Source organism: Ralstonia sp. R-29, assembly GCF_049913345.1.
In the GTDB taxonomy this organism is placed as follows: Bacteria; Pseudomonadota; Gammaproteobacteria; order Burkholderiales; family Burkholderiaceae; genus Ralstonia.
In genome coordinates this window covers 1,538,500-1,553,473 of sequence record NZ_CP184377.1, presented here as the reverse complement: position 1 = coordinate 1,553,473, position 14,974 = coordinate 1,538,500, and the positions used below count along the sequence as shown (strand labels likewise).

Sequence of the window (14,974 nt, the reverse complement as noted above, 5' to 3'; positions counted from 1 at the left end):
CCAGGAGTCTCACCACCATGACCGTCCACAAGACCGACGCCGAATGGCGCGACCAACTGACCGACATCGAATACCGCGTCACCCGCGAAGCCGCCACCGAGCGCCCCTTCACCGGCAAGTACTGGGACCACTGGGACCGCGGCGTCTACAACTGCGTGTGCTGCGGCACCCCGCTCTTCGAATCGTCGACCAAGTTCGACGCGGGCTGCGGCTGGCCGAGCTATTTCCAGCCCATCAACGGCGAGGTGATCGCCGAGAAAACCGACCGCTCGCACGGCATGCTGCGCATCGAGGTGCAATGCAAGAACTGCGGCGCGCATCTGGGCCACGTGTTCGAAGACGGCCCTGCGCCCACCGGCCTGCGGTATTGCATCAACTCGGCTGCGCTAAAATTCGGCGATTGATTGTTCGCACAAGCCCACAGAAGCACACCCCGCATGAAATTCCTGTTCGATCTGTTCCCGGTCATCCTGTTCTTCGCTGCCTTCAAGGTGGCCGGTATTTATGTGGCGACCACCGTCGCGATGGTCGCCACCGTGCTGCAGATCGCCTGGGTGTGGTTCAAGCACCGCAAGGTGGACGCCATGCAGTGGCTGTCGCTGCTCATCATCGGTGTGTTCGGCGGCGCCACGCTCATCTTCCATAACGACACGTTCATCAAGTGGAAGCCGACGGTGCTGTACTGGCTGTTTGGCGTCGTGCTGCTGGGCAGCGTGGTGTTCGTCCGCAAGAACCTCATCCGCGCCATGATGGAGCAGCAGGTCTCCCTGCCCGAAGCGATGTGGGGCCGCCTGAACGCCGTGTGGGCGATCTTCTTCCTCGCCATGGGCTGCCTGAACCTTTACGTGGCGTACAACTTCAACACCGATGTCTGGGTCAACTTCAAGCTGTTCGGCTCGATGGGCCTGATGGTGGTGTTCATCATCATCCAAAGCATCTGGCTGGCGCGCCACATGCAGGAGCGCCCCGCCAATGCGGCCAATGACGCCAAGATCGGAGACGACCGCTGATGGCTGCAGATCCGCGCGAAATCGAACGCCTGCTGCGCGAGGCCTTCCAGCCTGACCACCTCACCGTGGAAGACGACAGCGCCAAGCACGCCGGACACGCCGGGGCAGCATCGGGCGGCGGCCACTACAACGTCGATATTGTCAGCGCGGCCTTTGCCGGCAAGAGCCGGGTGGCGCGACATCGCATGGTGTATGATGCGCTGCGCACGCTGTGGCCGGCGGCAATCCATGCCCTGGCGATCCGCGCTGTCACTCCTGAAGAAAACACGTAAGCGCTTCTACGCTCACTCGTCCTTCCCTCGAACGCAATCCCATGAAGATTTCCAGCCTCACTGCCAGCCTGCTGGCTGTTGCCCTTGCTGCGACCGCTGCACCGGCCCTGGCCCAGAACGCCGCCGTCGTCAACGGCAAGGCCATCCCGAGCGCCAAGGTGGACGCGCTGATCAAGAAGTCGGGCCAGCCCGAATCGCCGGAACTGCGCAGCAAAGCGCGCGACATGCTGATCGACCGCGAGCTGATCGAGCAGGATGCCGCCAAGCGTGGTCTGCTGGAGCGCGATGACGTGCAGGAACAACTCGCCGCATCCCGCCTGAACGTGCTGGTGGCCGCCGAGTTTGAGGACTACGTCAAGAACAGCCCCACTACCGACGAAGAACTGCACAAGCAGTACGACAAGATCAAGTCGCAGTTCGGCAACGGCAAGGAATACCACGCCCACCACATCCTGGTGGACAAGGAAGCCGACGCGAAGGCGATCATCGCCAAGCTGAAGGCTGGCGCCAAGTTTGAAGACATTGCCAAGGCCCAATCGAAGGACAAGGGATCGGGCGCCAACGGCGGCGATCTGGACTGGGCCAACCCGGGCACCTACGTGCCGGAATTCTCGGCAGCCCTCACCGGTCTGAAGAAGGGCCAGATCACCCAGACACCGGTCAAGACGCAATTCGGCTGGCACGTGATCCGCCTGGACGACACGCGCGACGCAAAGATCCCGTCGTTCGAAGACGTCAAGCCGCAGTTGCTCGAAATGATGATGGGCGACCAGAACTGGCAGCGTGCCAAGTTCCAGGCCATGCTGAAGGACCTGCGCGAAAAGGCGAAGATCCAGTAAGCACGAGCCCGATGGGCAGTCAAAAAAAGGGGCCGCGTGCCCCTTTTTGATTTGATGGGCCGCTCGCGCGATGCACGACCGGAAATCCCCCGCCCGTTCTGATGTTCTTTTGAAGCGTTTGCTGAAAAGCATTGTAATTTGTCCCATAATGTGCGCCCACGTGCGCCGAAATTGCACTGCTTCGGTGCATCCAAGAACATCTGAAAAACCAACCACGCCAGCACGGGCATATCCCGCCCATCGCCAGAGCGAAACCACCCAAAAGGAAACAGGAGATCCTTATGTCCCACTTCAAGAACGCCTTCCGCATTGCTGCGCTTGCGGCCATCCCCATGGCGCTTTTGCAAGCCGCGCCGGCACTGGCGCAGGCCACCAAGTCGGTCGAAGTGCTGGCCATCGTTGAGCACCCGGCGCTTGACGCCATCCGCGACGGCGCCAAGGAGCAGCTCAAGGCAGAAGGCTTCGACGCCGGCAAGAACCTGAAGTGGGAATACCAGAGCGCCCAAGGCAGCACCGCCACCGCCGCGCAGATCGCCCGTAAGTTCATCGGTGACAAGCCGGATGCCATCATCGCCATCGCCACGCCGTCGGCGCAGGCTGTGGTCGCCGCCACCAAGTCGATCCCGGTGGTGTATTCCGGTGTGACGGACCCGGTTGCCGCGCAACTGGTCAAGAGCTGGCAGCCGAGCGGCACCAATGTGACCGGCGTGTCCGACAAGCTGCCGCTGGACAAGCAGATTGCCCTGATCAAGCGCGTGGTGCCGAATGCCAAGCGCGTGGGCATGGTCTACAACCCGGGCGAAGCTAACTCGGCCGTGGTCGTGGAAGAGCTGAAGAAACTGCTGCCCGCCGCCGGCATGACGCTGGTGACGTCGGCTGCGCCGCGCACGGTCGATATCGCCCCGTCGGCCAAGAACCTGATCGGCAAGGTCGACGTGATCTACACGAACACCGACAACAACGTGGTGTCGGCGTATGAGTCGCTGGTGAAGGTGGCCAACGAAGCGAAGATCCCGCTGGTGGCTGGCGATACCGACAGCGTGAAGCGCGGTGCCATCGCTGCGTTGGGCATCAACTACTACAAGCTGGGCCAGCAGACCGGCAAGGTCGTCGCTCGCATCCTGAAGGGTGAGAAGCCGGGTGCGATTGCCTCGGCCGGCAGCACCGATCTGGAACTGTTCGTGAACGAAGGCGCCGCCAAGAAGCAAGGCGTGACCCTGTCGGCAGACCTGCTGAAGGACGCCAAGGAAGTCATCAAGTAAGTCGCAAGGCGCCGGCCGACTCCTTCCAACGGAGATGGCCGGCGCGGGTCATGTAGCCCGTGCCAAAACGTGGTTATCCACCGCATCATGGCCGGGCGCTCGCGCTCCACCCACAAGCGTCCCCGTTCATTGCCTTCTGGCGCGGTGCCCAACCGCCGCACCCTACTCTGTCATGTCACTGTTTTCATTGCTCGGCGCCCTGGAGATCGGTCTGATCTTCAGTCTCGTGGCGCTCGGGGTGCTGATTTCCTTCCGCATCCTCAATTTCCCTGACCTCACTGTCGACGGCAGCTTCCCCATGGGCGGCGCTGTGGCGGCCACGCTCATCGCCGGCGGACACGATCCGTTCATGTCGACGCTGGGTGGCACGCTGGCTGGCGCCGCTGCGGGCTTCGTCACGGGTTGGCTCAACGTGCGCCTGAAGATCATGGATCTGCTCGCCAGTATCCTGATGATGATTGCGCTGTACTCGGTCAACCTGCGCATCATGGGCAAGCCGAACGTGCCGCTCATCTCCGAGCCGACCGTGTTCTCGCTGCTGCAGCCGGAATGGATGCCTGACTACGTCTTCCGCCCGGTGCTGCTGGGTGTGGTGGTCGTGATCGTCAAGCTGCTGGTGGACTGGTTCTTCTCCACGCAGATCGGCCTGTCACTGCGTGCTACGGGTGCCAACCCGCGCATGGCACGCGCCCATGGCGTCGCCACCGGTGCCGCTACGCTGGCCGGCATGGCGCTCTCCAACGCGCTGGTCGCCCTTGCTGGCGCGCTCTACGCGCAAACGCAAGGCGGTGCGGATGTGTCGATGGGTATTGGCACCATCGTGATCGGCCTGGCCGCCGTCATCATCGGCGAGACCGTACTGCCCGCACGCCGCCTGGTGCTGACCACGCTGGCCGTGGTGGTGGGCGCGATCCTGTATCGCTTCTTCATCGCCTTGGCGCTCAACAGCGATTTCATCGGCCTGCAGGCGCAGGATCTGAACATGGTGACCGCCGCGCTGGTGGTGATCGCCCTCGTGCTGCCGGGTGTGCGCCGCAAGGTGTTCGGCAAGTTCGCCAAGACCGCAACCAAGGGGAACTGACATGCTGAGCGCACAAGGACTCACTCTTACCTTCAACGCTGGCACGCCCATCGAGACGCGTGCACTGCGTGGCCTGTCGCTGGACATTCCGACGGGCCAGTTCGTGGCCGTGATCGGCTCAAACGGCGCCGGCAAGTCGACGTTCCTGAATTCCATCAGCGGCGACTACCTCGTCGACTCAGGCCGCATCACCATCGACGGCGAAGACGTCACACGCAAGACCGCGTGGCAACGCGCCGACAAGGTCGCCCGCGTGTTCCAGGACCCGATGGCCGGCACCTGCGAGAACCTGACCATTGAAGAGAACATGTCGCTGGCCATGTGCCGTGGGCAGCGTCGTGGTTTTGCGTTCGCAACCAACCGCAAGTGGCGCGAGATCTTCCGCGAGCAACTGCGTCGGCTGGATCTGGGCCTTGAGAATCGCCTGACGGACCGTATCGGTCTGCTCTCGGGCGGCCAGCGTCAGGCGGTGAGCCTGCTGATGGCCTCGCTGCAACCGTCGCGCATCCTGCTGCTGGATGAGCACACCGCTGCGCTGGACCCGAAAACGGCCGCCTTCGTGCTGGAGCTGACCGCCAAGATCGTCTCGGAGAGCAAGCTGACGACGATGATGGTCACGCACTCCATGCGCCAGGCGCTCGACTACGGCGACCGTACGGTGATGCTGCACCAGGGCAACGTGATCCTCGACGTGCAAGGCGAGGAACGCAAAGGTCTGGAGGTGCCGCACCTGCTGCAGAAGTTCGAGGAAACGCGCGGCGCCAAGGTCGACGACGACGCGCTGCTGCTCGGCTGACCATCCGCATCAACATGACAATCGCCGGGCTCCCTTCGTGGAGCCCGCGACATTTCCAGCCCATGAGCAAGGCACGCCGTCCGTCCATCAGCATCGCGCCCAATCAGAATGAGCGCGACGCGCCAACGCTGTCGAAAGGACAGAGCGCATTCAACGCGCTGATCAAGCAGATCGAGAATCGGCGCAAGCGACTTGCTGACTGGGAAACAACCACCGCCCAGTTTCAGACCCGGTATGCCGGCGAGTTCGTGCCGCTGAAGCGGACCAGCACCGAGCTGCAAATCCGGATGGTGCACGGTCTGGACCAAGCCTACGAGCACGAAGGACTCACCAAGCCCGAGCGCCGCAGGATATCCGCGCTCATCATCGATCTGGCCGGCAATTTGATCGAAGAAGACGCCAGCCTGAAGGCCATTTACAACAAGTACAGCGGAACGGATTTCGATCGTGAAACCGCGGCGCAGGCCGCGGAGATGAAATCAAGGCTGGAGGCGATGCTCGGTGTCGATCTGGGGGATGACGCGGATCTGCATTCGCAGGAAGCCCTGCTGCAACGCGCCCGAGCACACATCGAACAGCAGGCCGCAAAAAAGGCCGCCCTCGCAAGCAAGCGCGAAGCGCGTCGGGCTGCCCGGAAGAAATCACCCAAGCAGCTCGCAGCCGACGCACGTGAGGAGGCGGAACAGGCGCAGGTCAGCCTGTCCATCCGCGAGGTCTATCGCAAGCTCGCCAGCGCTTTGCATCCGGACCGTGAGACCGATCCGCAAGAGCGCGGGCGAAAGACCCGGCTCATGCAGCGCGTGAACGAGGCGTATGACAAGAACAACCTGCTCCAACTGCTGGAGTTGCAGCTGGAACTCGATCACATCGACCAGCACTCGATCAACCGCATCGGCGAAGCGCGGCTCGCGCACTACAACCAGATTCTGAAAGATCAGGTGCGCGAGCTGGACCGGCAGATTCATCGTGCAGAGATGGGGTTTCGGCACGCCTATGGGTACCACTCGCCCGGGGCACTGTCTCCCGATGCGGTCTTGCAGCACCTCGGCAGCAACATCGAGGCCCTGCACCGGAGCATTCACGACACCGAGCAGGACCTCGCCGCGTTTGACGATCTCAAGCAGTTGCGGCGCATGCTGAAAGCACGCACGTCCTTGGATAGATGACCTTTTGAGCGAGGCACTCTCGTCAAGCGAAACGGGCACCCGAAGGTGCCCGCTTTTTTTGAGACAGGGATCGATCAGAAGCGGTGCTGCAGACCTGCCGTCACACCCACTTGGTTTTTGCCATAGCCAACCACATCACGCGACAGGCTCACGTTCTGGCCGTTCTGGGCCTTGGCGTAAGCCGCCGACAGGTACGCCGTGGTGCGCTTGGATAGCGCGTACTGGCCGCGCAGCGAGAACAGGATCGGATCGGCCGAGTTGTTCACGCCCTTGATGTTCTGCTTGTACACCGCGCCGTACAGCGTGAAGGCCGGCGTGAAGTCGTAGCTGGCGCCGGCCCAGTACATATCGCTGCGCTGGGTGGCTGCGGCCGTGGTGAACGCGCGCTTGTAGTTGCGGTAGCCCGCAAACAGCTTGAGCGCGCCGAAGTCGTAGCTGGCACCGGCGTGAATGCCCTGGATGTAGTCCGTCGCATCGGCCGGCGTGGTGCTCGTGCCGGCGCCGTTCTGGCGGTCCCACGTGGCTGCGGCCGAGAAACCACCCACGCTATAGCCGATACCCAGGTCGTACTTGCTGCTGCTCTTGAAGTTGCCCGCCACCTCGCCAAAACCGACGGTCGCGCCCAGCTTCAGGCCGCCGAAGGTGCCGTCATAGCGCACGGCGTTGGACGCACGCGAGAAGATGCCGTCCTTGCGATCACCCGTGGCGGTGGACGACGTGGCCCACGAGTAGTTCGGCGCGTAACCCATCGGGTCGTACGGGGCCATGAAATCGTACGAGGTGGTGAACGTACGCCCTGCCGTCACCTGACCAAAGTTGCCCGCCAAGCCCACGATGGCGCGCCGGTCGAACAGTGTGTTGTCGGTATCGAGCCTGCCGGTGTCGATGGCAATACCGCTCTCCAGGCCGAAGATCGCCTTCATGCCGCCGCCCAGGTCTTCGGTGCCGCGCAAGCCCCAGCGCGAGGTGTTCTTGCCGCCCGATACCAAGCGCGTGACGCCGCCGCCGTTCGGGCCGGCGTGGTTCACGTACTCGATGCCCGAGTCCATGATCCCGTACAGGGTCACGTTGGACGATTGTGCGGCGGCTGTGCCGGCAGTCGTTGCGGCGGCGAGTGCAACCACTGCCAGCGCCATCGAAGTCTTGTTCATTGGGTCTCCCTTATGCGTTGTCTGGCCACCAAAGCCGCTGTGACGGGGCCTTGGGGCGGCACGGATCGTATGAGGGACGCACTTTCAGTTCACTTTCGATTGCCGGGAAATTGGAGGGGTGTAGCCGCGTGTTCTTGGGGGATTCCCTAGCTTCAAAACGGTTGGGGATGGCGGTATTTCTCAGCGCCTTGCCGAGAAAAGTCCGATATGCGCATCCTGTTGGTGGAAGACAACCTGAAGCTGGCCAGCACGCTGGAAGAAGCCCTGGGCCAGGCCGGCTTCACGGTCGATTGCGTGCACGACGGCCACGCGGCCGATCTGCTGCTCACCACGCAGGACTACGCGCTGGCCATCCTCGATATCGGCCTGCCGCGCATGGATGGATTGGAGGTATTGCGTCGCCTGCGCGCCCGCAAGAACCCGCTGCCGGTGATGATCCTGACCGCCCATGGCGCCGTGGAAGAACGCGTGCGCGGCCTGAACCTCGGAGCTGACGATTACCTTGCGAAACCGTTCGACCTGACCGAAGTGGAAGCGCGCGCCCGCGCACTCATCCGTCGCAGCCACGGCCACGAGAGCACGCAACTGCAATGCGGCCCGCTGCACTACGACGGCATCAGCGGCGCCTTCACGCTGAACGGCGAGTTGCTCGCCCTCACCGGCCGCGAGCGTGCCGTGCTGGAAGTGCTGATGCTGCGTGACGGCCGCGCGGTCAACAAAGCCGCCATCTCGGAAAAGATCTTCAGCATCAACGAATCCGTCAATGCGGATGCGATCGAGATCTACGTGCACCGCCTGCGCAAGAAGCTCGACGGTAGCGGCGTGGCCATCGTCATGCTGCGCGGGCTCGGCTATCTGCTGGAAGCCACCCCATGAGGGCGGCCAGCCTGCGCCGGCAGCTCTCCCTCTGGCTGGTGCTGCCCTTGCTGGCGCTGCTCGCGCTCGATGCGTGGCTGACTTACACGCGCGCCATGACTGTGGCCAACGCGGCATTCGACCGCACGCTCGAGGCTTCGCTCAAAGCCATGCGAGACGGCGTGCGCCTGCGTGATGGGCATTTCGCCATCGACCTCCCCTACCTCGCGCTGGAGATTCTCGAATCGGAAACGGGCAGCAGCATCTTCTACCGCCTGGCGGATGGCAACGGCGCCACGCTCACCGGTTACGACGGCCTGCCGATGCCCAGCGGGCGACAACCGCCGCCCTACCGCACGGTGTTCTATGACACCGCGTTCCGTGGCATGCAGATCCGCATGGCGGCGCAACCCGTGCCCGTGCAGGATTCGCAACAAGCGGCACAGTCCGCGCAAATCCAAATGGTGTGGTTGCTGGTGGGCGAAACCTTGGAACCGCGTGAGGCGTTTGCACACGAAATTCTTGCCGGATCGCTGCAACAGGAAGGGCTGCTGGTGGTGCTGGCCGTGGGCATCGTCTGGCTGGGCGTGCGGCGCGGGTTGCGGCCACTGCGTCAGTTGAGCGAAACCGTCAGCAGCCGCGGCGCCGATGAACTCGCCCCGCTGCCGCAACAGGGTCTACCGGCTGAAGTTGCCCCGCTGGTGGAGGCGATCAACCAATACGTCGCGCGCCTGCTGCGCATGGTGCAAGCCCGCAAGCGCTTCTTTGCCGATGCCGCACATCAGTTGAAGACGCCGCTGGCCGTGATCCAGGCGCAATCGGAACTCGCCTTGCGCGAGCCTGATGGAGACCGCATCCGCCGCCATCTGGAACCACTGCATGGCACCGTGCGACAGGCCGCGCGGGGCGTGCAGCAGTTGCTGTCGCTCTCGCGCCTGGATACCGACAGCGGTTACGCCCCGCAGCTGCAGCCGCTGCGCCTCGACACGCTGGCCGGTGATGTGGCGCTCGAGTTGGCGCCCGTGGCACGCAAATCCGGCGTCGACCTCGGCTTTGAGGGCGACGAACCCGTGAGCGTAGCCGGCGAGCCCCAATGGCTGCAGGAGTTGATCGGCAACCTGCTCGACAACGCCATCCGCTATGCCGGCAAGGGCGCGCGTGTCACGCTGCGCGTCAAACGCCAGGCGATGGCAATGCTGGGCGAGCAAGCCGTGCTGCAAGTGGAAGATGACGGCCCCGGCATCGCCGCGCCCGAGCGCGATGCGGTGTTCGGCCGCTTCTATCGCGGTGCGGCATCGGAAGGCCACGACGGCAGTGGCCTGGGCCTGGCCATCGTGCGCGAAATCGCCCGCATGCATGGCGGCACGGTCGCCCTGTCGGACACGCCTGGCGGCGGGTTGACCGTGAGCGTCTACCTGGCACTCGCGCTGGCGGACGAACCGGTGAACTGAGCCCGGTTGCCGCAAGGCGACATCTTTTTTTTGGCGACGCAACAACGCGCCACACACCGTGCACCGTTTGCGTGACGACGCAGCGCACCATTTCCAAGCGCCCTCGCGTTCGCGGCTGCGCTGTCGAAATTGGCTCCATTCGCACACGCTGATGCCCGCCGCATATGCGCTGGCGGCGACCTACACTCAGAGCACACCCCTGGCGTGACCCGATTGGCCGCCGCGCTTGCTCGGGCAAGGCATCCGGGGTTTTCCCTATTGTGGTGCCGTGGGCCGCACGCCCATTGGCTGTGCCCGCAGCGTCGCCTGAAATGGCTCCATCAAATAACCGGGATTGGGTCCACTTGGCAGAACAATGAGCCGCTATAGTCCATTCACAAATCGTCACAACACGACGGGAAATGGCAGGAGGCAGCAAATGAAGACCGACGACGTGATCGTCAGCTTTCGCGGTGTACGCAAGACGTATGACGGCGAGACCCTCGTAGTCAAACACCTGGATCTCGACATCTACCAGGGCGAGTTCCTGACCCTGCTCGGCCCCTCCGGCTCGGGCAAGACCACGTGCCTGATGATGCTGGCCGGGTTTGAATTCCCGACCGGCGGCGAGATCCGCCTGGAAGGCGCCCTGCTCAACAACGTGCCGCCGCACAAGCGCAACATCGGCATGGTGTTCCAGAACTACGCGCTGTTCCCGCACCTGACGGTGGCGCAGAACGTGGAATACCCGCTGACTGTGCGCAAGATCCCCGCCAGCGAGCGCGCAGACCGCGTGCACAAGGCCCTGCAGATGGTGCGCATGGAAGGCTTTGCCAAGCGCTACCCGGCGCAGCTCTCCGGCGGCCAGCAGCAGCGCATTGCACTGGCCCGTGCGCTGGTGTTCGAGCCGAAGCTGGTGCTGATGGACGAACCGCTGGGCGCGCTCGACAAGCAACTGCGTGAACACATGCAGTACGAGCTGAAATCGCTGCACGAAAAGCTCGGCGTGACCTTCGTCTACGTGACGCACGACCAGGGCGAGGCACTCACCATGTCCGACCGCGTGGCCGTGTTCGACAAGGGCATCGTGCAACAGCTCGATACGGTGGACAGCCTGTACGAACGCCCGTGCAACGAGTTCGTCGCCAACTTCATCGGCGACAGCAACACGCTGCGCGGCACCGTCACCCGCGTCGACGGGGATTACTGCGAACTGCAGCTCAACGACGGCGCGCGCGTCGTCGGTCGCAACATCGCCGGTGCCAGCGTTGGCGCCACGGCCACCGGCTGCATCCGCCCCGAGCGCATGCGCCTGATGGACGGCGCACCGGCCAACGGCAACGCGTTGACCGGCCAGACGCGCGGCCTCGTCTACTTTGGCGACCACGTGCGCATGCGCTGCGCCCTGCCCGATCAACCCGAATGTTTCGTCAAGGTGCCGCTGGGCACGCGGGCGCTCGAAGGCTTTGCGCCGGGCGCGCCGATCCAGCTGGAGTTCGCACCCGAACACCTGCGCGTTTTTGCATGACGCACGCGGGCAACCCTGCCCGCATGCCACGACCACACGTTGTACCCACACGCCAAAAAGAGGAGCCAGGAATGAAACACATCACGAAGACGCGGTTGAGCGTACTTGCCGGCGCATTCGCCATTGCATTCGGCGCGCATGCAGCGGAAATCACCGTCGTCAACTTCGGCGGCGCCAACGGCGACGCGCAGAAAGCCGCCTTCAACAAGCCGTTCGAGGCGCAGACCAACAACAAGGTCACCGTGGTCGAGTACAACGGCGAGCAAGCCAAGATCAAGGCCATGGTGGAAGCCAAGCACGTCAACTGGGACGTGGTGGAAGTCGAATCCGGCGACATCGGCCGCGGCTGTGATGAAGGCCTCTTTGAAAAGCTCGACTGGAGCAAGATCGCCAAGAAGAGCGACCTGATCCCCGAGTCGCCGAGCACCTGCGGCGTGGGCTTCTTCGTGTGGTCGACCGCGATGGCATACAACGCCGACAAGCTCAAGACCGCCCCCACCGGCTGGGCCGATTTCTGGGACGTGAAGAAATTCCCGGGCAAGCGCGGCATGCGCAAGGGTGCGCGCGGCAACTTGGAATTCGCACTGATGGCCGACGGCGTGCCGGTCAAGGACGTCTACAAGGTGCTGGCCACCAAGGACGGCCAGGCCCGCGCGTTCAAGAAGCTCGATCAGCTCAAGCCGAACATCCAGTGGTGGGAAGCCGGCGCGCAGCCGCCGCAGTTCCTGGTCGCGGGTGATGTGGTGATGTCCACCGCGTTCAACGGCCGCATCGACGCCGCGCAGCGCGAAGGCAAAAACCTGAAGGTGGTCTGGAACGGCAGCATCTACGACCTGGACTACTGGGCCATCCCCAAGGGCACGCCCAACAAGGCGCTGGCTGAGCAGTACATCGCCTACACGCTGTCGCAGAAACCGCAGCAGGAGTACGCCAAACACATCGCGTACGGCCCGGCCAACGTCGCGGCCATCAAGGCGCTGGATGCCAAGACGCAGGCAAACATGCCCAACTCGCCGGAGAACAGCAAGAACGCCGTGCTGCAGAACCTGCAGTTCTGGACCGACCACGGTGACGAGCTGGAACAGCGCTTCGCCTCGTGGGCGTCGAAGTAACGATGTAGTGCAGTGACCGCGCGGATGCTGTGTCGAGTCGACATGGCATCCGCCGGATGAATCTCCGCAGCACTTGGCGAGGCAGCATTGAACACCATGACCATCGCGGCTGAATCGGTTCCGGAATCGACGGCCAAACTCAAACGCGAATTGAAGAGCGCTGAGGCGCGCAGGCGTGCCATGGCGCTGGCGCTGGTGGCGCCGCTCGCCATCTTCCTGCTGCTGATCTTCGTTGTGCCGATCGGCGCCCTGCTCACGCGCGCCGTGCAGAACCCCGAGGTGGCCGACGCGCTACCCAAGACGGTGACCGCGCTCAAGAACTGGGACCGCAAGACACCGCCCGCCGATGCCGCCTACGTTGCATTGGCCGCTGACCTCACCACCGTGAGCGAAGGCGAAGCGATGGGCGCGCTGGCCCGCCGCCTGAACACCGAAATCCCCGGCTTCCGCTCGCTGGTCGCCAAGACCGCGCGTGCCATGCCGCTGGCCGATGACAGTGGCAAGCCTCAAGCGCTCACGCCCGCACAAACGCGCACCAAGCTCCTCGAAGTCGACGAGCGCTGGGGCGATGCCACCTACTGGCAGGCCATCGCCAAGAACGGCAGCCGCACGTCGCCGTTCTACCTGCTGGCCGCGCTCGACCACCGGCAAGACGCCTTCGGCCACATTGAAGCGACCGACCCCGACGAGCAGATCTACATAACGGTGTTCATCCGCACCTTCGTCATCAGTGCGATGGTGACGTTGTTTGCGCTACTGCTGGGCTACCCGCTGTCGTACTGGATCGCCTCGCTGCCGGAGCGCCGCGCCAACCTAGTGATGGTGCTGGTGCTGATCCCGTTCTGGACATCCATCCTCGTGCGTGTGGCCGCGTGGATCGTGCTGCTGCAGACCGAGGGGCTGATCAACCACGGCTTGACGGACCTGGGCATCATCAAGGAGCCGCTGGCGCTGCTGTTCAACCGCGTGGGCGTCTATATCTCGATGACGCACATCCTGCTGCCGTTCATGATCCTGCCGCTGTACAGCGTGATGAAGTCGATCCCGCCCACGTATCAGCGCGCAGCCGTGTCACTGGGTAGCCATCCGTTTGCCGCGTTCTGGCGCGTGTACGTGCCGCAGACGTATCCGGGTATTGGCGCCGGTGCGCTGCTGGTGTTCATCCTCGCGCTCGGCTACTACATCACCCCTGCGCTGCTGGGCGGCCCGAACGACCAGATGGTCAGCTACTACGTGGCCTACTTCACCAACGTCACCATCAATTGGGGCATGGCGTGCGCACTCGGCGCCCTGCTGCTGCTCGCCACGCTGGTGCTGTATGCGGTCTATGGGCGCTTCACGCGGCCCAAGGTTCGCGTCGGTTGAACGGAGCCCATCGACCATGAAACTCACCAAACCGATGTTCGCCCCGCACACCTCGCTCATCGAGCGCATCTGGTACTTCGCGCTGCGCGGCCTGGCCGTGCTGACGCTGCTGTACCTCGTGTTGCCGGTGCTGGTGATCGTGCCGCTGTCGTTCTCGTCGAGCACGTTCCTCTCGTACCCGATCCCGAGTTATTCGCTGCGCTGGTATCAGAACCTCGTCACGTCCGACGAATGGCGCATGGCGGCCAAGAACAGCTTCATCGTCGCGCCGGCCGCCACCATCGTGGCAACGGTGCTTGGCACGCTGGCCGCCATCGGGCTGAACAAGGCGGACTTCCGTGGCAAGGGGCTGTTGATGGCCGTGCTGGTGTCGCCGATGATCGTGCCGGTGGTCGTGGTCGGTGTCGGCATGTATCTGTTCTTCGCGCCGCTGGGGCTGGCGAATACGTATATCGGCCTGATCCTCGCGCATGCAGCGCTGGGCGTGCCGTTTGTGGTGACGACGGTGTTGGCGACGCTACAGGGCTTCAATCACAACCTGGTGCGGGCGAGTCTTTCGCTGGGGGCGAACCCTGTGATGACGTTCTTCCGCATCACCCTGCCGGTGATTGCCCCCGGCGTGATTTCAGGTGCGCTGTTTGCCTTTGCTACGTCGTTTGATGAGGTGGTGGTCACGCTCTTCCTCGCCGGGGCGGACCAGGTCACGCTGCCGCGTCAGATGTTTACCGGGATTCGCGAGAACATCTCGCCGACGATTGCTGCGCTGGCGACGATCCTCATCGTGTTTTCCACCTGCCTGCTGCTGACGTTTGAATGGCTGCGGGGGCGGGCTGCGGCTAAGGCGATTGCCTGACTGTTTGTCCTTCGCCATGCGCTAGCGTTGCTGGTGCATCCCTTGTTTCATCCCCTGCCGGGGCTGACTCACTTTCTTTGTCTTGCCAAAGAAAGTAAGCAAAGAAAGGCGCGCCCGATGCGGCCACCCCCTCCTTGGATTTGTGTCGCAAGGAGGGGAAGGAGCCAAACTCGCTGCGCTCAGACAAGGCTCCTTCCTTTTTCCTCCTTGCAACAAAAATCCAAGGCGCCGCATAGGGCAAGGGAAAGCAAACC

At 63.5% G+C, this 14,974-nt stretch carries 15 protein-coding genes; 14 read left to right on the top strand and 1 reads right to left on the bottom strand.

Annotation, left to right across the window (positions count from 1 at the left end):
• The first annotated feature begins 17 nt into the window (after positions 1-17).
• The 8 genes from msrB (at position 18) to ACN9M1_RS07225 (ending at position 6,426) form a co-directional block, all read left to right on the top strand.
• On the top strand, positions 18-404 hold the full coding sequence (gene msrB, locus ACN9M1_RS07260; protein ID WP_426398539.1) for a peptide-methionine (R)-S-oxide reductase MsrB: 387 nt from the start codon (positions 18-20) through the stop codon (positions 402-404).
• Positions 405-437: 33 nt separating this feature from the next.
• Complete coding sequence (locus tag ACN9M1_RS07255) at positions 438-1,010, top strand: septation protein A (RefSeq protein ID WP_426398538.1); 573 nt, start codon at positions 438-440, stop codon at positions 1,008-1,010.
• Positions 1,010-1,282 (top strand): BolA family protein, encoded by a 273-nt coding sequence (locus ACN9M1_RS07250; protein WP_426398537.1) that lies wholly within the window; start codon positions 1,010-1,012, stop codon positions 1,280-1,282. The genes ACN9M1_RS07255 and ACN9M1_RS07250 overlap by 1 nt, the downstream gene beginning before the upstream one ends.
• 41 nt (positions 1,283-1,323) lie before the next feature.
• Positions 1,324-2,121 carry a peptidylprolyl isomerase gene (locus tag ACN9M1_RS07245; RefSeq protein ID WP_426398536.1) on the top strand — a complete coding sequence of 266 codons (798 nt, stop codon included), beginning with the start codon at positions 1,324-1,326 and terminating at the stop codon, positions 2,119-2,121.
• A gap of 281 nt (positions 2,122-2,402) precedes the next feature.
• Positions 2,403-3,383, top strand: coding sequence for an ABC transporter substrate-binding protein (locus tag ACN9M1_RS07240; protein WP_426398535.1), 981 nt, complete (start codon positions 2,403-2,405; stop codon positions 3,381-3,383).
• Positions 3,384-3,555: 172 nt separating this feature from the next.
• A complete protein-coding gene (locus tag ACN9M1_RS07235; RefSeq protein ID WP_426398534.1) occupies positions 3,556-4,464 on the top strand; it encodes an ABC transporter permease in 909 nt (302 codons plus the stop codon).
• 1 nt (position 4,465) lies between these two features.
• Positions 4,466-5,260, top strand: a complete 795-nt coding sequence (locus tag ACN9M1_RS07230; RefSeq protein ID WP_426398533.1) for an ABC transporter ATP-binding protein — start codon at positions 4,466-4,468, stop codon at positions 5,258-5,260.
• A 62-nt stretch (positions 5,261-5,322) separates the two neighbouring features.
• Complete coding sequence (locus tag ACN9M1_RS07225) at positions 5,323-6,426, top strand: J domain-containing protein (protein WP_426398532.1); 1,104 nt, start codon at positions 5,323-5,325, stop codon at positions 6,424-6,426.
• Between the two features lie 74 nt (positions 6,427-6,500).
• On the opposite strand, the gene ACN9M1_RS07220 is transcribed toward ACN9M1_RS07225, so the two are convergent.
• On the bottom strand, positions 6,501-7,577 hold the full coding sequence (locus ACN9M1_RS07220) for a porin (protein WP_426398531.1): 1,077 nt from the start codon (positions 7,575-7,577) through the stop codon (positions 6,501-6,503).
• Positions 7,578-7,784: 207 nt separating this feature from the next.
• On the opposite strand from ACN9M1_RS07220, the gene ACN9M1_RS07215 reads away from it, so the two are divergent.
• The 6 genes from ACN9M1_RS07215 to ACN9M1_RS07190 all read left to right on the top strand — a co-directional run bounded on the left by ACN9M1_RS07215 (position 7,785) and on the right by ACN9M1_RS07190 (position 14,720).
• Positions 7,785-8,453: a response regulator gene (locus tag ACN9M1_RS07215; RefSeq protein WP_426398530.1), complete on the top strand. Its 669-nt coding sequence runs from the start codon at positions 7,785-7,787 to the stop codon at positions 8,451-8,453.
• A complete protein-coding gene (locus ACN9M1_RS07210) occupies positions 8,450-9,883 on the top strand; it encodes a sensor histidine kinase (RefSeq protein WP_426398529.1) in 1,434 nt (477 codons plus the stop codon). The genes ACN9M1_RS07215 and ACN9M1_RS07210 overlap by 4 nt, the downstream gene beginning before the upstream one ends.
• Before the next feature lie 418 nt (positions 9,884-10,301).
• Entirely contained in the window at positions 10,302-11,390 is a 1,089-nt protein-coding gene (locus ACN9M1_RS07205) for an ABC transporter ATP-binding protein (RefSeq protein WP_426398528.1), read from the top strand.
• Positions 11,391-11,461: 71 nt separating this feature from the next.
• Entirely contained in the window at positions 11,462-12,502 is a 1,041-nt protein-coding gene (locus ACN9M1_RS07200) for an ABC transporter substrate-binding protein (RefSeq protein WP_426398527.1), read from the top strand.
• 96 nt (positions 12,503-12,598) lie between these two features.
• Positions 12,599-13,867, top strand: coding sequence for an ABC transporter permease (locus ACN9M1_RS07195; protein WP_426398526.1), 1,269 nt, complete (start codon positions 12,599-12,601; stop codon positions 13,865-13,867).
• 16 nt (positions 13,868-13,883) lie between these two features.
• A complete protein-coding gene (locus ACN9M1_RS07190) occupies positions 13,884-14,720 on the top strand; it encodes an ABC transporter permease (RefSeq protein WP_426398525.1) in 837 nt (278 codons plus the stop codon).
• Positions 14,721-14,974 lie beyond the last annotated feature (254 nt).